We start from the raw sequence: 20902 nt of genomic DNA, 5'->3' as shown, positions 1-20902 counted from the left end.
TTCTTCCGATTTCTTTTAGTACTCTTGATGCAGGGTATGACTATCCAGCGATTTACGAACAAATTCATCGAATGGGTGCTCAGTCTATCATTGCTTACAATAAGAAAAATGAGTCCGTTTTAGAAGGATTTGACCAACATTTTGCCCCTCATTTTTCGTAATATATTGTCTCTTGGCACCATGATATCACAAATCTCCATATAGGGACTTAAGTTTAAAGGGGGTTCATTAAATAACACTCTCATTATCCGTTTCAAGTTAATATTCTTATTATCAAATGAAAAAGACGTTCATTGCGAAATTTGTGCAAACGTAGGTCATTTGGACGAACTATGTAAACAATTGGTTTATATTAAAGTAAAGTATTTACAATTGAGAGAATCAATGTTTAAATTGGTTTGAAAGCGATTACTAGAGCAAACGATTGCATAATTAAACTTCGATAAAGGAGGGAATTACGTATTTATAAATTAAGTGTTATGAATGAAGTAACAACAGATCGCTTTTACAAAAACTGAATCAAAGGATGGTGTGAGAATGATTCGAAGGCTTTCTTTTTCACTTGTGGTTTTATTTTTGATTAGCTTTCTAGTTATCGTTAACCCAGAGTATACAGAGGCAAATGAAAACTTAGACAATGTTAATTATGCAGAAGAGATTATTTATCAAATTGTTACAGATCGTTTTTATGATGGTGACCCAACTAATAATCCTGAGGGAGCTTTGTTTAGTACAGGTTGTCTGGATTTAACCAAATATTGTGGTGGGGACTGGCAAGGGATTATCGAAAAGATCGAGGACGGGTATTTACCGGATATGGGCATAACGGCTATTTGGATTTCGCCACCAATTGAAAACGTAATGGAGCTTCATCCAGGAGGTTTTGCTTCTTATCATGGTTATTGGGGCAGAGATTTTAAACGAACAAATCCTGCTTTTGGTAGTTTGGCAGATTTTTCGAGATTAATTGAAACAGCCCATAACTATGATATAAAAGTAATCATCGATTTTGTTCCTAACCATACATCTCCTGTCGATATTGAGGATGGAGCGTTATATGATAATGGCCGTTTAGTTGGTCATTATTCCAATGATAATGAGGATTATTTTTATACAAATGGTGGTTCGGATTTCTCCAGTTATGAAGACAGTATTTATCGAAATCTTTATGATTTAGCTAGTCTAAACCAGCAAAATTCATTTATTGATCGGTATTTAAAAGAAGCGATTCAAATGTGGTTAGATTTAGGAATTGATGGAATTCGAGTAGATGCGGTAGCACATATGCCAGTAGGGTGGCAAAAGAATTTTGTTAGCTCGATCTATGATTATAATCCTGTCTTTACATTTGGAGAATGGTTTACAGGTGCCAGTGGAAGTGATGAGTATCATTATTTTATTAATAATAGCGGGATGAGTGCACTAGATTTTCGTTACGCACAAGTCGTCCAAGATGTGTTAAGAAATAACGATGGAACGATGTATGATTTGGAAACAGTGTTGCGAGAAACTGAAAGCGTTTACGATAAACCGCAAGATCAAGTTACCTTTATCGATAATCATGATATTGATCGTTTTTCTAGAAGTGGTCACTCAACGCGTTCAACAGATTTAGGGTTAGCCCTTTTGTTAACATCTCGAGGAGTCCCAACGATTTATTATGGTACGGAAATTTATATGACAGGTGATGGGGACCCAGATAATCGGAAAATGATGAATACATTTGATCAATCGACAGTTGCCTATCAAATCATTCAACGCCTTTCATCACTGCGGCAAGAAAATAGGGCGATTGCTTATGGGGATACGACGGAACGATGGATAAATGAAGATGTATTCATTTATGAACGTTCATTTAATGGAGAATATGCACTTATTGCTGTGAACCGAAACTTAAACCGCTCTTATCAGATTAGTAGTTTGGTAACGGATATGCCTTCTCAATTATATGAAGATGAGCTGTCAGGTCTTTTAGACGGGCAATCGATAACCGTCGCACAAGATGGGTCTGTTCAGCCCTTTTTGTTAGCCCCAGGTGAAGTAAGTGTTTGGCAATACTCAAATGGTCAGAATGTAGCACCGGAAATTGGTCAAATTGGTCCTCCTATTGGGAAACCAGGAGATGAAGTGAGGATCGATGGTTCAGGTTTTGGAAATAGTATGGGGAATGTTTCTTTTGCGGGTTCAACTATGAATGTATTGTCTTGGAATGACGAGACAATTATAGCCGAACTACCTGTGCATAATGGTGGAAAAAATAGTATAACTGTAACGACTAACTCAGGTGAAAGCAGTAATGGTTATCCGTTTGAATTATTAACTGGTTCACAAACATCTGTAAGATTTGTCGTGAATCAAGCCGAAACGTCTGTTGGTGAAAATCTGTACTTAGTTGGTAATGTACCTGAATTAGGGAGCTGGGATCCTGATAAAGCAATTGGTCCTATGTTTAATCAAGTTTTATACTCATATCCCACTTGGTATTATGATGTGAGTGTACCTGCTAATCAAGATATAGAGTACAAATATATTATGAAAGATCAAAATGGAAATGTAAGCTGGGAAAGTGGAGGCAACCATATCTATAGAACACCAGAAAATTCTACTGGAATCGTAGAAGTGAATTACAATCAATAAGTATATGGTCGACGAATAAATATCGCATGGAGGTAAAAAGATGTTTAAAAAAATGATGATGTTTCTTTTTCTATCAACATTTTGTCTCTTTTTGTTTGCTTGTTCTCCGACGGATGATGCAAATATCGATGTGGAGGAAGCCGAAGAAGTAGACGAGAAAGAGGAAAAAAACGTTGAGAAAGAGGGGATTATTGCTTTAGCTGATTTAGAGCAAGACTACCATTGGGCAAAGGAAGCGATTTTTTATCAAATCTTTGTCCGCAGCTTTTTTGATGGAGATGGAGATGGGATCGGTGATTTTGCTGGTCTCAAACAACAGCTCTCCTATGTGGAAGAGTTAGGGGCTAATGCGATTTGGTTAATGCCGATGAAGGATTCTAAGTCTTACCATGGTTATGATGTGACCGATTATTATGGGGTTGAACCAGACTATGGCACGATGGAGGAATTTGAGAGTTTTTTGAATGCAGCACATGAGCGAGATTTAAAGGTGATTATTGATTTTGTCGTGAATCATACATCTGATGAGCATGAGTGGTTTCAAGAGGCTTTAGCTAATCCAGATAGTGAATATCGTGATTATTATATTTGGGATAATCATGAATCTTATAATGGGGAAGAGCCTAATGGAGAACAAGGTTGGCATGAAGTAGATGGTCAAATCTATTCCGGACACTTTAATGTCGACATGCCTGATTTAAATTATGATAATCCGGCCGTCCGTGAGGAAATTAAACAAATGGCGAGTTTTTGGTTAGATAAAGGGGTCGATGGTTTCCGAATTGACGCAGTAGCCGATATTTACGATGACCGAAATAAAACGATTGAGTGGTGGCGTGAATTTAATACACATGTTAAATCTGAAAACCCTCAAGCTTTTATTGTAGGTGAGACATGGTACCACAGTTCGGAGGATATTAGTTTCTATTATAGTGCGTTAGAGTCTAATTTTAACTTTGTTTTAACAGAAGAGATTATTGGAATGGCGAATGGAATGACAGTTGATATTGTTGCAGAATTAAATGATACTCATAACCGTTATGAGCGTTTTTCAAACAGTAGAGGAGAGGCACCTGCTATTGATTCAACGATGATTGGCAATCACGATATGGATCGTGTTATGACCCGTCTTGGTAGTGAAGAACAAGCAAAATTAGCAGCAAGTCTTTTATTTACTTTACCGGGAACGCCATTTATTTATTATGGTGATGAATTAGGGCAAGAAGGACAACGACCAGATGATAATCGTCGCGAGCCTTTCCAATGGTATGCAGCAGCTGAAGGGGAGGGAATGACGGTCATGGATGAGCACTTCTTCCATCCAAGTCAATTTACTCATCCAAATGATGGAATCTCTCTGGAAGAACAACAAGGCCAAGCAGAGAGTATGTATGAACATTATAAAAAACTAATTCAAATTCGAACCGAAAATCCAATGCTGTTTACAGGAGAATATCAATCCTTTGAGACGGACCTTGGATTATATGGATATACCGTTCATTCTGACGAGGAAAATTATCAATTAACGGTCATTCATAATCAACGAAATGAGCAGAAAACGGTTGATGTGATCGTAGACGATGTGCAAGAGCTATGGTCCCATTCAGAATATAGCAGTGGAGATGCAGTGACCATTGCTCCGTACCAAACGATTATCCTTCATTCTGCTAAAGGGATTTTACCAGTAGAGGAAGTAGTAGTGGAAATTCCTGATGAAGATTATTCCGTCACTTTTAAAGTCACCTTGCCGGAAAATACTCCAGAGGGAGAAGACATTTATCTTGTTGGAGAATTTAATGGATGGAATGAAGCCGATCCAGATATGATTTTAGAGCCTGTTGGTGATCATTATGAAATTACTATCGAAGGTCGACCTTTTGAAATGGTAGAGTATAAGTTTACAAGAGGCGATTGGTCGAAACGGGAACAAAATAGTGAAGGTGTTGATTTAATAGGAGAACGTCAAACACAAAACCGCATCTATACATTTGAAGAGGATGACCATGTTTTTGAGGTAACCATTGAACGTTGGGCAGACCAATAATAAAATTTCTTCAAGACTTCGCAAAAGGTCAGAAAACCTTTTGCGAAGTCTTTTTTTTTGAGAGGAATAATCTATGTTAACTCGTACAAAACAAAGGAACCACATTAGTGAATTGATTAAATGAAGCTATTTCTTCTTCACTTTTAATGAGGTTAATGACGTCATAATAGGAATGTCTATTTTCAAGTTCAGATGCTAAGACGCTTTCTACATGCTTATTTTCGAGAGAAGCAACTAACGTCACATTGGAATATAGCCACTGTAACGTGTTGGTTTCATAGTTTTGTTGAGCATTCCATTTTAAATATTGAACCATGATATCACTTAAATGATTGGAGTCATTTAGGAATTCATTTAATTTATTTTTAAATTGTTCTTGATTCATTTCAATCACCCTTTAATTTGTCTATCTTTTAGTATAAAAGAGACTTTGAGACGTTTCTATGGATGAATGCAGGAATCAGACGCAGGAATTTCCAATATTTTAAGGGGAGGCAAAAAGAAGTAGAACTGAGAACTGAGGCAATAAACCTCAAACCATATAAAACGCTCATACGACTAAAAGAGAACGGTAATTGGTAATGAAACAGGAGGATTCTCTTAATTAGGGTACGAATAACGGGGGATTGGTAATGAAAATGGAGGATTGCCTTAATTAGGGTACGAATAACAGGGGATTGGTAATGAAAATGGAGGGTTGCCTTAATTAGGGTACGAATAACAGGGAATAGGTAATGAAAATGGAGGGTTGCGTTAATTACGGTACGAATAAGAGGTAATAGGTAATGAAAGTCGAGGGTTGCTTTAATTAAGGTACGAAAAACGGGGAATACGTAATGAAAATCATGAATTCTCCTAATTACGGTTCGAATATGGCTTCAGTAGTTTTTTCTTTGACCAAAGCGGAGCCAGCGGAATGCGTAGGGCATTCCGCTGGCCGAGTAAGACAAATTAAGCATTCTTTTTGGCTTTTGTTGTTGTTTTCTTTTTTGCGGCTGGTTTTTTCTTTTTGGTTTTATCAATGGATGCTTGCAAGGCAGACATAATATCGGTCACATTTGATTCAGTTTGTTTTTTGTCTGTATGGGTAACGGTTTTCTTCCCTGTTTTCTTTTCTTCAATTAATTCCATTAAGGCGGTTCGATATTCATCATGATACTTATCAGGATCAAATGTAGTCGTTAATTGTTCGACTAAAAGAAGAGCAGCATCTAATTCTTTTTTTACGATTTTTTGTTCTTCAGGTAAATTGGGAACATCCTCGATATTTCGTACTTCGTCTGGAAAATGAATCGTTTCCATCATTAATCCGTTTTTATAGACTCTGACAATCGCTAATTGTTCCTTTGAACGAATGATAATTTTTGCGATCCCAATTTTCCCTGACTCTTCAAGAGCAGCTCGTAATAAACCATACGCTTTTCCGCCACCACTATCAGGAGCAAGAAAATAGCTTTTTTCGAAATATATCGGATCAATCTCTTCTAATTTCACAAAGTCAATGATTTCGACGGCTTTATCTTCTTGTTCTTTTTTTAATTGTTCCAATTCCTCCTGATCCAAAACAACAAATTTATTTTTGGCATATTCATATGCTTTGACGATATCTTCATTCTGAACTTCTTCCTCACAGTCTGGACAAACCTTTTGATAATTTATTGGAGTGTGACATTTTTTGTGAAGTTGTCTTAGTTTAATGTCTTTATTTTCTGTTGCTGTATGAAGTTTAATCGGAATGTTTACGAGACCAAAGCTAATACTACCTTTCCAAACTGTATGCATGTTGGCACCTACTTTTCTTCTTAATATGTTGAAGAACTTCATAATTTATGTATCACAAGTAAAAGCTAGTAATAAAAAGAATAGGTGAGATTTAATTGAAACCAATGCTATTAACGACAACTACGGAATTGCCGATTGGTGATGATTGGCTTTATGAAATTAAATATGATGGTTTTCGTTGTTTATTTGAATGGAAAGAGGAAATCCCCCGTTTATTAAGCCGAAATGGAAACGACCTGTCTCCGATGTTTCCTGAAATTATTAAAGATAGTGAACGGATGTATGAACAAATCAAAGCTTTTTTGCCACTCATTTTAGATGGGGAGCTCGTTTATTTAATAAATCCTTATCATAGTGATTTCAAAATTGTACAGCGAAGGGGAAAGTTGAGAACAAAAAGTCAAATAAGGAAATTTTCCGAACGATTGCCTACTCAGTTTTTGGCATTTGATTTTTTAGAAAAAAAAGGACTTTCTCTTGAAGAGAAGTCTTTAACGGTGCGAAAAAAAGAACTTTCGGCTTTTTTTAGTTCGATCGGACAGCAAAAAGTTTTGCAGTTAACTCAAACCTTTAACGATTTAGATGAGATTACACAAGTTATGAAAGCTCACTTTAGTGAAGGAATTGTTGCCAAAAAGAAGAAGAGCATATATACGCAAATGCGCTCACAAGAGTGGTTAAAATATAAAAATTATCGATTTGTTCATGTTATTGTGACGAGTTATGAGAAACAAAATGGCTATTTTAAAGGCGTTGTTTATAAAGGGGATAGATTAGTTGAGGTAGTTAACTTTTCACATGGGATGTCAAATGAAGAAAAGAGGACATTGTCGACTCTTTTTCAAAAAAATGGTGAGCTCATTCAAAAGGAAGTATGGCAACTACCGCCTTCAATTTGTGTCAAGGTCGGCTGTATTGGATTTGATGGCAAACATTTACGGGAGCCATTATTTGACTCGTTTTTGTTAGAAGAAGTACCTGAAGAGTGTACGTGGCAGACCATGCAAAGACAGCTTACTCCTTTTCCAGAACAAGTAAAGGTAACAAGGGAAAATAAACCGGTATGGCCAAAATTAGAGCTTTTAAAAGAGGACTATTTATCTTATTTGCAATACATGTTTCCTTATCTATTGCCATTTTTGAATGACCGACTATTAACGACGATACGTTACCCACATGGGGCGAATAGTGAGGCCTTTTATCAAAAAAACTGTCCCGATTATGCTCCTGAGTTTGTTCAAACTTTTAACGTGGAGGAGATTGAGTATATTCTTTGTAATGATCTTGAGACCTTGCTATGGCTTGGCAATCAATTGGCATTGGAATTCCATATTCCCTTTCAACAAAAAGACCAAATAAAACCAAGCGAGATTGTCTTTGATCTCGATCCACCTAGTGTGAATGAGTTTTCACTTGCGATAACAGCAGCAAAAAAAATGAAAGAAGTTTTTGAGCAGTTCTCTCTTAATGCTTTTGTGAAAACGTCTGGCAATAAGGGAATCCAACTGTATTTGCCTTTGCCAGAAGAGATATTCACTTATCGAGAGACAAGATTATTTTGTGAGTTTGTGAGTGAATATATTTGTGAGCAAAATCCAGAGTTATTTACGTTGGAGCGATTAAAGAAAAATCGAAACGGACGCTTGTATATTGATTATTTGCAACATGATCAAGGGAAAACGATTATAGCTCCTTACTCGCCCCGTGGTCATGAGCGAGGGTTAATTGCGACTCCTTTATATTGGGATGAGGTCGATGATAATTTAAATCCGAATTTATTTACCGTTCAATACGTCTTAGAGCGTATTCGAAGTGACGGGGATCCATTTCGCACATTTCGGAGTGAGCTAGAAGAACAAAAGGAAAACTTTCAAACTGTGATCGAACAATTAATCGTATTAAAAGAGCAAAGGAAAAGGAGGTAAGCAGTGAGTGTAGATAAGTGAGGATAGGTTGAAAATGGGAGAAGTGCGGAATTAAGGTGCGAATAAGCATGAATAGGTAATGAAAACTTGAAATGAGCGGAATTAGGTGTGAATAAGTGGGAATAGGTAATGAAAAAGCAGAGTTGGCGGAATTAAAGTGCGAATAAGCATGAATAGGTAATGAAAACTTGAAATGGGCGGAATTAGGGTGCGAATAAATCGGAATAGGTAATAAAAAGCCGAGCTGTGCGGGATTAAGGTATGAATAACCGATAACTAGTCATGAAAAGCCCTCCCGCACATTTCGATGACAAATGTAACTATTGTCAATATCCCTTTCTTGTCATACTTAAGGTAATCAATAAAGAAAAGGGTGATTGTAATGACGATTGCTTCGATGCAAGGAATTGTGAAAAGATATGGTTCTAAAGTGGTGTTGGATTATATTGACTTAGAGATACAAAAAGGCGAAATTATAGGGTTACTTGGACCAAACGGGGCTGGTAAAACAACACTTATTAAAAGCCTAACGGGCATGGTTCCAATTGACCAAGGAACGATTGTGCTTTTTGATGAAGAGAAGCAGCCTTTTAAAAATAAAAATAAAGAAAAGTTAGGGCTTGTGACACAAGAAATTACCGTTTTCCCTGAATTAACGGCTAAGGAGAATCTTAACTTCTTTGCCGGTGTTTACGGAATAAAAGGGGAGTTACGTAAAAAAAGAGTCGAGGAAGCGTTGGAATTTGTTGGTTTGACGGAACATGCAAAAGAACTTCCTACTAAGTTTTCGGGAGGGATGCAACGTCGTTTAAATATTGCCTGTGCCCTGACCCACCATCCTCAATTTTTGATTATGGATGAACCAACTGTTGGAATTGATCCACAATCGAGAAATCATATTTTAGAAGCAGTTAGGGAATTAAAAAGACGAGGGACGACGATTTTATATACGACTCATTATATGGAAGAAGTCGAAGCGATTGCGTCAAGAGTTGTGATTATGGACCAAGGACAAATTATTACAGAAGGAACAGTGCAGGAGTTAATTAAAAACATTCAGCATGAAGAGAAAATAAAAATTGAAGTCATCAATGCAGAACAAGTACCATTGGAGCAAATTAAAGGTTTAGCTGGAGTTAAACAAGTCACAACGATTGGAAACGAAATTCATGTTATTTCTACAGCTGGTGCAGGGCATTTTGACCGGATTTTGTCCATTGTTAAAGAACATGTTGGGATCATAGGTATTCAAGCAGACAAACCGAACTTGGAGGATGTTTTCCTAACATTAACAGGGAAAAAGTTAAGAGATGGGGGGGAGAGCTAATGCGAGTTCTTTCCACTGTACCTTATACGGCTTTAAGGTTATTACGAGATTATATTTCCTTATTGCTTTTATTGGTTGTCCCATTAGTATTAATTACCGTCTTTGCTTTTATCTTTAAAGGTACAACAACCGAAACAGGCGTACCTATCATTAATGAATCAGCTATCTTAATGACACTTGCTTTTCAGTTTTTTGGAGGAGTGGTTGTGATGGCTTATATACACCCCGATTTCTTCTCAGAACGAAAGGAGCGTATACAGGTCTTACCGTTTAATCGGACGATGTACGCTTTTTCAATCTCAATGTGTGGAACGCTCTATTCCATTATCCTCGGTCTTATTTTAGTTATTTACAGCGAGCTCGTATTAGGAGTGAACTGGGGAAGTTGGTTGTGGGCTGTATTTGTCATCTCGTTAATGGCGATTTTATCTAGCATTATTTGCTTAATCTTTGTTTTTTCGGTCAAAAACTACAAAATTGCTGAGAGATTAAGTGAGGTTTATGGAGTTGGATTTATTGTTTTGGCTGGTTTGTTTTTCCCGATGCCCGATCATGCTTTCTTTACCTTTGTTAATACGTATATAAATCCGCTCGTTTTATCGGCAGAAGCGATTTGGTATCAGCAAATGGGGAATGGAAGTGAGGCATGGTTTAATGTCCTTATCTTAATAGGAGCAATTGTTGTGACATTTATGATCATGTTTTTGATCGGAAGGAGAAAAATAAAGTGACGATTTTTCAGTATGCCTTAAAGAGAAGCTTTTCAAACAAAACCAATATGTTGTTTTTAATGTTAGCGCCCGTTGTTTGTATCTTTTTACCAGCAGCTGAATATTGGCCACTTTTGCCTTTTGGTTATCAGTATTTTGGGATTTTAATTCTGTTTGTTAGTATGCGTTTAACGAGTATTATTCTTGAAGATCGTACTAGAGGAGTTGTGAAAAGGTTAGCAGTTGCCCCGATCACTCATTTTCAGTATTTGTCACAAAATTTACTTGCTTATTTTATCATTATGGTCATTCAAAGTTTTGTAGTTGTTTATGGTGGACTGATTTATGGGCAAGAGCTCTATCAGCCATTTTTATTATTTGGGTTATTCCTTTCCTTTAGTTTAATGGCTTTAGCTTTTGCGTTAGCTTGGATCTCCTTTTTTCGTAGTAAAGAGACTTCTTTTCTGATTTTTATCTCAATGATTAGTTTATTCGCTTTATTGGGGGGCTTGTTAATTCCGATCGAAATGATGCCGGATGTGTTAGCAAGGTTAGCGGTAATTTTCCCGACTTATTGGCTAATGGAAGGGTTAAATTGGATTGTAATCGGAGAAGATTTGAGCGATTTTCTGTTAGTTAATGGTATGCTTATATTATACGCGGTTATCTTTTTAATATTAGGTAGTATAAGAAGGATCCAATAAAAAAAGTTATCCACATGTGAATAACTTTTTTCGAGAGGAGATGTGTGAGATGGAAAAATTGGAGGACCCCATTTGGTTTGTAAATGGATGGCGATTTCTAAATTTATTAGTTCTTACACATCTTTGGTATGTAGGGGAGTATGGGATCGAGGGTTTTCTTTTAATTATCTTACTAGCGATTATGGTTTGTTTACGTTATCGCTATTTGATGCCTGTATGGACGGTTAGTATAGATATAGTGATGTGTTTGGTTTTTATCATTTCTTACCCTGCTTTTGTTTTTGGGCTTTCAATGCCTTTATTTGAAGCTTTTCTAAAAGGGAAATGGTTATTTGTATTTCCTATTGGATTGATTGCTCTAGTATTAGGTGATTTAACTGGCAGCCTCTTTTGGTACTTACTACAATCGCTCTTTTTTGGAGCGTTTGCCTTCTATGCGATTAAAAATCGTAGAGAGTCCTTATTAGAGGTTGATAATGAGCGAAGGAGCCGATATGAGCTAGAGCAAGTGAAGCTCGATCTGTTAGAAGCCCATAGTGAGGTGGCCCAAGCGGCCGAAGTAAAAGAGCGTAACCGAATTTCGCGAGAGCTTCATGATCATTTAGGGCATGATCTAACCGGCTCCTTATTGGCCCTCCAGGCTTACGAACTTGTTGATGATCCAGAAAGGGCGAAAGAAATGCTCGCTCAAGTAAAAGAAAGGTTACATCGGAGTACAAAGAGACTTAGGGACACCGTTCATAATATGACGCCTGTTACTTTTATCGGGATTGAGAGATTAGAACGAATTGTTGAAGAGGCGAAACCATTGAAGATAGGTTTTCGTTATGTAGGCGATTTGGATCTGGTTCCGGTTCATGTATGGGTTTTGCTGGAGGCTATTTTAAAGGAAGCTTTAACAAATGTTGCAAGGCATAGTAATGCGACTAAAACGGATGTTGAATTAGATGTAACGGATACGATTGTAAGATTACGTATTCAAGATAATGGTACGGTTCAAAGGAAAGAGAATAATGGAAGTGGGATTAGAAGTTTGCAAATTCGTGCCCGTACGTTGAAAGGTAGTTTGACGAGCGATCGTTCAAATGGTTTCTTATTAGTCTGTGTGCTACCAATCGAGAGGAGTTAGAGTCTTGAGAATATTAATTGTCGATGATGATCCGCTTGTCTGTCAAAGTTTACAATTGTTATTAAACAAGGAGAATGACTTCACGGTTCTTGGGGTTGTCAGTAATGGTCAGGAAGCCGTTCAGTATTGTGAAGATGTGCAACCTGAGCTTATTTTAATGGATATCCAAATGCCTGTTCTGAATGGGATTGAAAGTACTAAAGTAATCAAACGAAAATGGCCAAACATTCAAATCATGATGCTGACGACCTTTCAAGATGAAAGAAATATTCGGCTCGCTTTGAAAGCTGGTGCCCAAGGTTATTTATTGAAGTCAACATCAATTGATCATATGGCAGAACAAATTCGGGCCTTAAAATCGGGTTCAACCGTATTGGCAAGTGATGTTTTTCAAACATTAATGCGACCTGATCAAGAGATTTTCAAAGGATTAACGGAACGGGAAACGGAAATTGTCGAGCTTGTTGTGGAAGGATTATCAAATAAAGAAATTGCAACGCAGTTATTTTTAAGTGAAGGAACGGTTAGGAATGTCCTATCGATTATTTTAGATAAATTAGAACTACGTGATCGAACACAATTAGCGATCCATTATTGGCAAAGAAAAAATCATCCATAAAAAAACTCCCCTAATGTATCATGACAATAGAAGGGGAGTTTTTGTTTATAGAGTTGGCTTTTCGGAAATCGTTTCTGGTGTTGGGTCATCAGGTTCATCATTATCTGAGGCTTCTTGTTGTTCTTCTTTTGAAGAGGTAAATAAGCCTGCTTCAATCGCTGATTTAAAGGCGATATAAACGAATGGACCGGCAATTAGCCCCATTACCCCACCAAAGATAAACCCGAAGTACATAGATAGCACAGTTGGTAAGGCGGCTAATCCAATCGAATCTCCTAAAACTTTCGGTTCAATAATTCGGCGTAAGATAAGGAGAACGAGTGCTAACACCATTAATTGTATCCCTTGTTGAGAGGCCCCTAAAATCATCGCTAAAATACCCCATGGTACTAAAATTAAAGCCGGCCCTACATAAAGTGGGATAATATCGACTATCCAGATAAAGAAAGACATAAATAGAGCAAGTTCTGGTGCGATAAATTGTAATGAAATGTATGTAACAATAAATACACCAACAGAAAGGATAAATTGAGCCTTCCAATAACCAAGAAAAACCGTCCCCATTTTTTGAGAAATGTATTGTAACTTCGTTGACGTTTCTGGTTTAAATAGTTGGAAAAACATTTTAGTCAATCTTGGTAAATCAAGACTGATTAAGAAAAAGGTGATTAAGAAAATTAATGAGACAAATAATAGATTCGGAATCGACTGTAACCATGTGCCGATCATTGTTACAAGCTGAGATGTCATCCGGACAGCGGTATCGAATAAGCCGGCGGATTGGTTCTCTAATTCTTGAATAATGACATTTGCTTGTGGGAATTCTGCAATCAATGAATTGAACTCAATAATAAAGTCATCAATAAATTTTTGAAGCTCTAGTGCATATTGAGGGATTTGCAGTGACCATTCATAAAAGGATTTATAAACTCGGGCAATTGTAAAATAAAGTATGGTTGAACTAATAAAGAGAAATGTTAAAAAAACAATTGTAACAGGTAATAACCGTTTTTGGCTTTTAAACCACTTTTGGAGCAACCGTACAAAGGGTTCTACAATTAAGGCCGCAAGTATCGCAAATAAAATCGGCATTAGAGCAGAGAAATAGACAAAAGCAAGTACAATAAAAGCGACAATCCCTATAATTTTAAGGATTTGTTTAATAGGTATTACCTTTTTCAAAAGAGAAGCCTCCTTCAATTTATATCAAACGAAAAAATATCTATAAGTATAATCTTATAATAACGTTTAAATGAGCAGATGAAAAGGATAGTGAGTTATAATCTTAAGGAATATTAGTCTCTTTCTAGTATATTATTAACATCATGCAGTTACAGTCGATTTATACACAGAAAATTGTTTAATTTTGAGGGGGAGATAATAAATGGAGCCATTTTTTCAACGGGTTTATAAAACGGTGAAACAGATACCAAAGGGAGAAGTTGCTACTTATGGACAAATTGCTCGTTATTTGGAAGCTCCCCATCATGCTCGTATGGTCGGCTGGGCCTTAAGTAAAGCACCCGATGATGTGCCTGCTCACCGAGTCGTGAAAAAAGATGGGATTTTACCACCTGAATCAGTCTTTTTAGGTGTTCCACAAAGGGAGCTGCTTGAAAAAGAAGGTGTTCCTTTTATCAAAGAAGAGCAAGTGGATTTAAGGAAATGTAGTTGGTTTGAATACTTGTAAAATATCGCTCAAATAAAAAGTAATCATGTGTTTTCTCTTTTAATATCTTTGACAAAACTCGATGCTTTTTTGAGAAAAAAAATGATACTATTAGTAAAGTGAAACAAGCTTGATGAAATGAAGAGATGAGGATAGGAAGGATTTGAGTTTGTGTTTAAGTTGGATCGTTTTTTTAAAGGAATGTTAATTGGACTTACTGAAGTCATTCCTGGTGTAAGTGGAGGGACAGTTGCTCTATTAATTGGTTTATATGAAAGGTTAATTGAAGCGATTAATGGAATTACGACAAGAGAGTGGAAACGTCATTGCATGTTTCTAATTAATATTGGTCTAGGGATGGGGGCTGCGATATTAATTGCGGCACGTGCAATTGGGTGGCTAATTGAACATCAGCCACATCCAACGTTCTTTTTTATTATGGGTCTCGTTTTGGCGATTGTTCCTACCCTATTAAGGGATGTTGATTATAAAAAGGAATTTGGAGCCAAACATTATATTTTGCTTTTGATTGCCTTAACATTAGTTGGCTTAACGGCGTTAGCTGGTGAGGATAAAGGGAATATTATTGAAATTTTCACGTGGCAAACATATGTATTGCTCTTTTTATCTGGTTGGCTTGCGAGTACAGCCCTGATCTTACCAGGAATTAGTGGCTCGTTAGTGTTTTTAATTTTAGGTGTTTATGCCACGATTATCGAGGCAGTCTCAACTTTTAATATGCCGATTTTAATTACGGTTGGTTGTGGTGTTTTACTTGGGTTGTTAATCACGAGTAAAATCGTTCGTTATTTCTTCTATTATCATAAGAGTTTAACTTATGCGGTCATGATTGGAGCAGTTGCCGGTTCTTTGTTTGTTGTTTATCCTGGCATTCCAGCAACTTTAGTAGAAATCAGCATTTGTATCGTTACTTTTATCTTTGGATTTTTGGTCGCTTATTTACTTGGGAAAGTCAATAAAAAAGCGACAGCTTAAGTGAAAATATAAAATAGGTTGTTTAGGCTTCACTCCCAACCGGCTGTTTAAGAGCGTAAAAGGAAGCCATTTTCATCTTAAGGTAATATCAAAAAAACGGGTGGAAAAAAGAATAAAGGCGATGTTTGTTTTCGCTGCTGTGAACGGAAAGAAATGAGCTATTTTTTCGATTGTCGGGAACCTCCATTATGGGGGTTTTTACTTTATATAATAGGTGATCGCTTTCCCTTAAGACTTAAATAAGCTAAAATAGACAAAGATATGGAAAACTGTGAAAGATGTTTCGATAATTGCGTTCATTTTTGCGTATTTTATTAGGAAGAGGATGCTTTAGTTTACCTTGGAACATCTTCAACTTGAAGAAGCTGAAATTTATGAGTTTGGCAAAATGAGGTGAACGAGTGGAACGACGACGAACGTTAATTGAAGGAGCGATGATGGCGGCGCTTTTTTCAATTATTCTTTTAGCTACATTATTTATCCCTATATTAGGAATTTTATTTTTATGGTTTTTACCATTACCTTTTATTATATTTGGAGTTCGGGCTGGCTTAAAAGCAAATGGAATTACGTGGCTTGTGGCGATGTTTTTAGCTCTTATTTTAACCGGACCACTTGGGTTATTAATCGCTTTATTTTTTGGAACGAGCGGTCTTGTGATCGGAGAGATTTATCGTCGTAATTTAGGTGGTTTTTCTCAAATACTGGGAGCTGGTTTGACCTTTACGACCGTGATGGTTATAGCTTATGTCGTTAGTGCAGCAATATTTGGGATTGATCCAATGACAGCTGGTCGCGATTCAATGTATTTACAAATTGACTTTGTTAAGTCGACTTTAGGTTCGATGGGGAACACAGAAGCGATTGAACAAATGTATCAAATGGCTGATTTGCTCCTTTATTTAGCTCCCCTGATGATAGTGATGAGCGGGATTACCTTAGCCGTTATAACGGTTGCTTTAAGTAACATAGTACTTAAACGTCTCGGATTTAAGTATAAGAAGATGCCACCTTTTAGAGAGTGGAAGTTTCCACGTTCCTTTATTTGGTATTTTTTAATCGTGATGATTCTTTCCATGATTGGTTTTGAAGAAGGAACAACGATGTTTTTAGCCATTACTAATCTTTACTTTCTTCTTGGATTTGTAATGATTGTGCAAGGATTTAGTTTTATTTTTAACTATTTTTATACCGTCAATAAGTCTAAATCGTGGCCTATTGTCCTTGTCGTTGTTTGTATTTTCTTTGCACCATTAATGGAAATTGTCAAAATTCTAGGGATTATTGATCTAGGTTTTGATTTACGAACGTGGATTAAGAATAAGAAGAAAAAATAGGAGCTGACCATATGCCGAAGTTCTTACTGAGACACTTGTCTGGATATCATGTAATCGGCTTGTTTATTTTCACCGGATTATTAGTAGGGATCGTAACATTTTATAATTGGAAGCTCGGTCTTATTACTTTCATTCTGTTAGTAGGTCTATTGATTTATGCTTGGCAAGCCAAAGATGCGTTTATCAAAGATATGGAAGAGTATGTTTCGACTCTTTCTTACCGTGTCCAAAAGGCTGGAGAAGAAGCGGTTTTGAATCTACCTGTTGGAATGCTTCTTTATAACGAGCATTTAAAAATTCAGTGGATGAATCCGTTTGTAAGCTCGATTATCCATAAAGAGACGATCGGTGAAGATTTACAAGAAGTCCATGAAAAGTTAGTTGAGATGATTGAAGAGAATTTAGAGGAAGAGATTATCTCGATCAATTCAAGTTTCTATCATGTCCAGTTAAAACAAGATGAGCGCCTGTTTTATTTTATTGATGTAACAGAAGTAGAGGAAACAAAAAAGTTATTTGTTAACACGCAAACGGTCGTTGCCTTTCTTTTGCTTGATAACTATGATGATGTGACTCAAGGATTAGAGGAACAAGTTCGGAGTAAGTTAGTTAGTCAAATCACTCAAGCGGTTAATAATTGGGGACAGGAGTATGATATTTTTCTCAGACGAACATCCTCAGACCGGTTTATTGCGATTATGAATCATCGAGTTTTAACAAAGATTGAACAAAATAAATTTGAGCTTATAGACCAAGTTCGTGAAATTTCAGGAAAAGAAAAAGTCCCACTGACGTTAAGTATTGGAATTGGTACGGGGGATACATCAATTCGCGAATTAGGTCAACTGGCTCAATCAAGCTTAGATTTAGCATTAGGTCGAGGTGGAGATCAAGTCGCGATCAAGCAGAAAAATGGAAAGTTCCGTTTTTATGGTGGAAAATCGAATGCGGTCGAGAAAAGGACGCGCGTGCGTGCACGGGTTATCTCGCACGCGTTACGTGATTTTGTTTTAGATAGTGATCAAGTGATGGTGATGGGTCATAAAAATCCTGATATGGATGCGATAGGTGCCGCGATAGGTGTGTTAAAAATTGCGGAAGTGAACCAAAAGGAAGGCTATGTGATTTTAGACCCTAACGACGTTAATCATGATGTGGGACGATTAATGGAGGAAATTGAAGTTCATGATCATTTATGGTCGCAATTTATTACTCCAGAGGAAGCGTTAGAGGAAATATCAGAAAAGACATTACTTGTCATTGTTGATACACATAAGCCAAGTATGGTGATTGAAGAGAAATTATTAGAGCGGGTTGAGCGAATTGTTGTCCTTGATCATCACCGCCGTGGCGAGGAATTTATTAATGATCCTGTTCTTGTATATATGGAACCTTATGCCTCCTCAACAGCAGAGCTTGTCACAGAGTTATTAGAATATCAACCAAAGAAATTGAAGCTCGATCGTTTAGAAGCGACGGCTCTTTTAGCTGGAATTGTTGTTGATACAAAAAGTTTTTCAAATCGTACAGGAGCAAGAACCTTTGATGCGGCCTCTTATTTACGTTCTAATGGGGCGGATACGACACTTGTTCAGAATTTGTTAAAAGAAGATTTGGATCATTATGTGAAAAGAGCACAGCTGGTCGAAAATACGGAATATTATCGCCAAGGATATGCGATTGCTGTGGCTGATGAGAATGATATATTTAATCAGGTAACGATTGCCCAAGCGGCGGATACGTTGTTAACGATGAAAGGGGTCGACGCCTCCTTTGTTATCTCCAACCGTACGGATGGCTGTGTCTCGATTAGTGCACGCTCTTTAGGGAGCGTAAATGTTCAACTCATTATGGAACATTTAGGTGGTGGTGGCCATTTGACAAATGCTGCTACTCAAATAGAAAATGTTACAATAGAAGAAGCAAAAGTAAAATTGCAAGAAGTGATTGACGAAACATTAGAAGGGGGAAATTAAAGTGAAAGTCATATTCTTAAGTGATGTAAAAGGAAAAGGAAAAAAAGGCGAAGTGAAAAACGTATCAGAAGGGTATGCCCGTAATTTCCTATTTCCAAAAAACTTGGCAGTAGAAGCAACGAACTCGAATGTAAAAGATTTAGAGGCGAAAAAGAAAAGTGCTCAAAAAAAGACAGAAGAAGAGCTAGAGGAAGCGAAAGCGTATAAAGCAAAGTTAGAAGCAGCGGAAGTGACAATCAAGGCAAAATCAGGTGAAGGTGGCCGTTTATTCGGAGCTGTCTCAACTAAACAAATTGCGGAGACATTAGCTTCTATGAAATTAAAAGTAGATAAACGTAAAATTTTGCTTGATGATCCGATTCGTTCTTTAGGCTATACAAATGTCCCAATTAAAATTCACCCAGAGGTTATTGCTACTGTTAAGGTTCATGTTGTCGAACAATAAGAGAAAATTATCGTTAACAGAGCGATTCCTAAGAAAGGAAAATCGAGTATGAGTGATTTATTTGCTGACCGCACACCACCGCAAAATATAGAAGCTGAGCAAGCTGTATTAGGGGCGATCTTTTTAGAAGATACGGCTCTTGTTACGGCATCTGAGCGTTTACAACCAGAAGATTTTTACCGAGCGGCTCATCAACGAATCTATGAAATCATGCTTGATCTTGCCGAAAAAGGAGAACCTGTTGACTTAGTTACGTTGACCTCAGAGCTCCAAGACCGAAAATGGCTAGATGACATTGGTGGAATGGCTTATTTGGCTGATTTGGCAAATGCTGTCCCTACTGCCGCCAATGTCGAGTACTATAGCCGTATCGTTGAAGAAAAATCGGTTTTAAGACGTCTTATCCGGGTGGCCACCAATATTGCTGCAGAAGGATACACGAGTGAAGACGAAGTGGATGCCATTTTAGATGATGCCGAAAAAACGATTTTAGATGTAGCTCAACGTAAAAATACAAGTGCTTTTGTTTCCATCAAAGACGTGCTTGTTGAAACGTATGAAAACATTGAAATGCTTCAAAATCAAAAAGGCGATATTACCGGGATTCCAACCGGCTTTGTTGAGCTTGATAAAATGACAGCTGGCTTTCAGCGAAACGATTTAATTATTGTCGCGGCCAGACCTTCTGTTGGTAAAACAGCCTTTGCTTTAAATATCGCTCAAAACGTCGCCACAAAGACGAGTGAAAATGTTGCGATTTTTAGTTTGGAGATGGGAGCGAGTCAGCTTGTGCAACGTATGCTGTGTGCAGAAGGCAATATCGATGCCCAACGGATGAGAACCGGAGCCTTGACGTCTGAGGATTGGCAAAAGCTAACGATGGCCATGGGAAGCTTAGCAAAAGCTGGTATTTATATTGATGATACCCCTGGAATCAAAGTCGGGGAAATTCGAGCGAAATGCCGCCGTTTAAAACAAGAAAGTGGCCTGGGAATGATTATGATTGACTACTTGCAGCTCATTCAAGGAAATGGCCGTAGTGGCGAAAATCGACAACAGGAAGTGTCTGAGATTTCACGTACCTTGAAGGGGATTGCGAGGGAGTTAGAAGTGCCGGTTATTGCCCTTTCACAGCTATCGCGTGGGGTAGAATCAAGGCAAGATAAACGTCCAATGATGTCAGATATCAGGGAATCAGGAAGTATCGAGCAAGATGCCGATATCGTTGCCTTTTTATATCGTGATGATTATTATGATAAAGAATCTGAAAACCAAAACATTATCGAGATTATTATCGCGAAACAACGTAACGGTCCAGTTGGGACGGTCGAACTGGCATTCGTAAAAGAATATAATAAATTCGTAAATTTAGACCGGCGTCATGACGAAAGAGACATGCCACCAGGAGCTTAAGTTTGAGAGTATTATTAAGAGTACCGCTGAAAATGGACTAGATTTAGATTAGAGAGCAGGACTGTCTCAAAAGGTTATTATGACCATTTGAGATGGTTCTTTTTTGTTGGTGGGGATTGGTAATGAAAAAGGTGAGTTGGGGGAATTAGGGTGCGAAAAAAGTGTAATAGGTAATGAAAAAGCCGAGCA

General features: G+C 37.4%; 17 protein-coding genes and 1 pseudogene. 15 read left to right on the top strand and 3 right to left on the bottom strand.

Annotated features, from left to right (window positions below; genetic code table 11):
• The 3 genes and pseudogenes from BALCAV_RS22145 to BALCAV_RS16310 all read left to right on the top strand — a co-directional run.
• Positions 1–146, top strand: a pseudogene (locus BALCAV_RS22145) (IS5/IS1182 family transposase); the annotation flags it as partial.
• 391 nt (positions 147–537) lie between these two features.
• Positions 538–2637: an alpha-amylase family glycosyl hydrolase gene (locus BALCAV_RS16315; RefSeq protein WP_003323850.1), complete on the top strand. Its 2100-nt coding sequence runs from the start codon at positions 538–540 to the stop codon at positions 2635–2637.
• A 40-nt stretch (positions 2638–2677) separates the two neighbouring features.
• A complete protein-coding gene (locus BALCAV_RS16310; RefSeq protein ID WP_003323849.1) occupies positions 2678–4681 on the top strand; it encodes an alpha-amylase family glycosyl hydrolase in 2004 nt (667 codons plus the stop codon).
• A 76-nt stretch (positions 4682–4757) separates the two neighbouring features.
• Here the strand turns inward: BALCAV_RS16310 and BALCAV_RS16305 are convergent, their stop codons facing one another.
• Together BALCAV_RS16305 and ku are read right to left on the bottom strand one after the other, a co-directional pair.
• Positions 4758–5066 carry a hypothetical protein gene (locus tag BALCAV_RS16305; protein WP_003323848.1) on the bottom strand — a complete coding sequence of 103 codons (309 nt, stop codon included), beginning with the start codon at positions 5064–5066 and terminating at the stop codon, positions 4758–4760.
• Between the two features lie 566 nt (positions 5067–5632).
• Complete coding sequence (gene ku / locus BALCAV_RS16300; protein WP_003321558.1) at positions 5633–6463, bottom strand: non-homologous end joining protein Ku; 831 nt, start codon at positions 6461–6463, stop codon at positions 5633–5635.
• Between the two features lie 95 nt (positions 6464–6558).
• Here ku and BALCAV_RS16295 point away from each other — a divergent pair, with 95 nt between their 5' ends.
• From BALCAV_RS16295 to BALCAV_RS16270, 6 genes are all read left to right on the top strand, one after another.
• Positions 6559–8388, top strand: coding sequence for a DNA ligase D (locus BALCAV_RS16295; protein WP_003321557.1), 1830 nt, complete (start codon positions 6559–6561; stop codon positions 8386–8388).
• Between the two features lie 382 nt (positions 8389–8770).
• Positions 8771–9715 carry an ABC transporter ATP-binding protein gene (locus BALCAV_RS16290; protein ID WP_003320522.1) on the top strand — a complete coding sequence of 315 codons (945 nt, stop codon included), beginning with the start codon at positions 8771–8773 and terminating at the stop codon, positions 9713–9715.
• A complete protein-coding gene (locus BALCAV_RS16285) occupies positions 9715–10446 on the top strand; it encodes an ABC transporter permease (protein WP_003320523.1) in 732 nt (243 codons plus the stop codon). Before BALCAV_RS16290 ends, BALCAV_RS16285 begins: the two co-directional genes overlap by 1 nt.
• A complete protein-coding gene (locus tag BALCAV_RS16280; RefSeq protein ID WP_003320525.1) occupies positions 10443–11129 on the top strand; it encodes an ABC transporter permease in 687 nt (228 codons plus the stop codon). The genes BALCAV_RS16285 and BALCAV_RS16280 overlap by 4 nt, the downstream gene beginning before the upstream one ends.
• 49 nt (positions 11130–11178) lie before the next feature.
• A complete protein-coding gene (locus BALCAV_RS16275; protein ID WP_003320526.1) occupies positions 11179–12258 on the top strand; it encodes a sensor histidine kinase in 1080 nt (359 codons plus the stop codon).
• Between the two features lie 4 nt (positions 12259–12262).
• On the top strand, positions 12263–12877 hold the full coding sequence (locus BALCAV_RS16270) for a response regulator transcription factor (protein WP_003320527.1): 615 nt from the start codon (positions 12263–12265) through the stop codon (positions 12875–12877).
• Positions 12878–12922: 45 nt separating this feature from the next.
• Here the strand turns inward: BALCAV_RS16270 and ytvI are convergent, their stop codons facing one another.
• Complete coding sequence (gene ytvI, locus BALCAV_RS16265) at positions 12923–14059, bottom strand: sporulation integral membrane protein YtvI (RefSeq protein WP_003320528.1); 1137 nt, start codon at positions 14057–14059, stop codon at positions 12923–12925.
• A gap of 202 nt (positions 14060–14261) precedes the next feature.
• Here ytvI and BALCAV_RS16260 point away from each other — a divergent pair, with 202 nt between their 5' ends.
• The 6 genes from BALCAV_RS16260 (at position 14262) to dnaB (ending at position 20713) form a co-directional block, all read left to right on the top strand.
• Entirely contained in the window at positions 14262–14567 is a 306-nt protein-coding gene (locus BALCAV_RS16260; protein ID WP_003320529.1) for an MGMT family protein, read from the top strand.
• 150 nt (positions 14568–14717) lie between these two features.
• Complete coding sequence (locus BALCAV_RS16255) at positions 14718–15542, top strand: DUF368 domain-containing protein (RefSeq protein ID WP_003320530.1); 825 nt, start codon at positions 14718–14720, stop codon at positions 15540–15542.
• 401 nt (positions 15543–15943) lie between these two features.
• Entirely contained in the window at positions 15944–16879 is a 936-nt protein-coding gene (locus tag BALCAV_RS16250; RefSeq protein WP_003320531.1) for a YybS family protein, read from the top strand.
• 11 nt (positions 16880–16890) lie between these two features.
• Positions 16891–18855, top strand: coding sequence for a DHH family phosphoesterase (locus tag BALCAV_RS16245; RefSeq protein WP_003320532.1), 1965 nt, complete (start codon positions 16891–16893; stop codon positions 18853–18855).
• 1 nt (position 18856) lies between these two features.
• Positions 18857–19300, top strand: coding sequence for a 50S ribosomal protein L9 (gene rplI, locus BALCAV_RS16240; protein WP_003320533.1), 444 nt, complete (start codon positions 18857–18859; stop codon positions 19298–19300).
• Between the two features lie 48 nt (positions 19301–19348).
• On the top strand, positions 19349–20713 hold the full coding sequence (gene dnaB / locus BALCAV_RS16235) for a replicative DNA helicase (RefSeq protein ID WP_003320535.1): 1365 nt from the start codon (positions 19349–19351) through the stop codon (positions 20711–20713).
• Positions 20714–20902: the final 189 nt, after the last annotated feature.

Origin of the sequence: Alkalihalobacillus alcalophilus ATCC 27647 = CGMCC 1.3604, from assembly GCF_000292245.2 — a bacterium.
In the GTDB taxonomy this organism is placed as follows: Bacteria; Bacillota; Bacilli; order Bacillales; family Bacillaceae_D; genus Alkalihalobacillus; species Alkalihalobacillus alcalophilus.
Note: the sequence above shows the minus strand (reverse complement) of the source record. Positions and strands in the feature narration are given on the sequence as shown.

Coding starts and splice junctions, on each gene's coding strand:
- BALCAV_RS16275 (WP_003320526.1), top strand. CDS start 11,179: ATGGAAAAATTGGAGGACCCCATTTGGTTTGTAAATGGATGGCGATTT.
- BALCAV_RS16315 (WP_003323850.1), top strand. CDS start 538: ATGATTCGAAGGCTTTCTTTTTCACTTGTGGTTTTATTTTTGATTAGC.
- ku (WP_003321558.1), bottom strand. CDS start 6,463: ATGCATACAGTTTGGAAAGGTAGTATTAGCTTTGGTCTCGTAAACATT.
- BALCAV_RS16285 (WP_003320523.1), top strand. CDS start 9,715: ATGCGAGTTCTTTCCACTGTACCTTATACGGCTTTAAGGTTATTACGA.
- BALCAV_RS16245 (WP_003320532.1), top strand. CDS start 16,891: ATGCCGAAGTTCTTACTGAGACACTTGTCTGGATATCATGTAATCGGC.
- BALCAV_RS16260 (WP_003320529.1), top strand. CDS start 14,262: ATGGAGCCATTTTTTCAACGGGTTTATAAAACGGTGAAACAGATACCA.
- dnaB (WP_003320535.1), top strand. CDS start 19,349: ATGAGTGATTTATTTGCTGACCGCACACCACCGCAAAATATAGAAGCT.
- BALCAV_RS16305 (WP_003323848.1), bottom strand. CDS start 5,066: ATGAATCAAGAACAATTTAAAAATAAATTAAATGAATTCCTAAATGAC.
- BALCAV_RS16310 (WP_003323849.1), top strand. CDS start 2,678: ATGTTTAAAAAAATGATGATGTTTCTTTTTCTATCAACATTTTGTCTC.
- BALCAV_RS16290 (WP_003320522.1), top strand. CDS start 8,771: ATGACGATTGCTTCGATGCAAGGAATTGTGAAAAGATATGGTTCTAAA.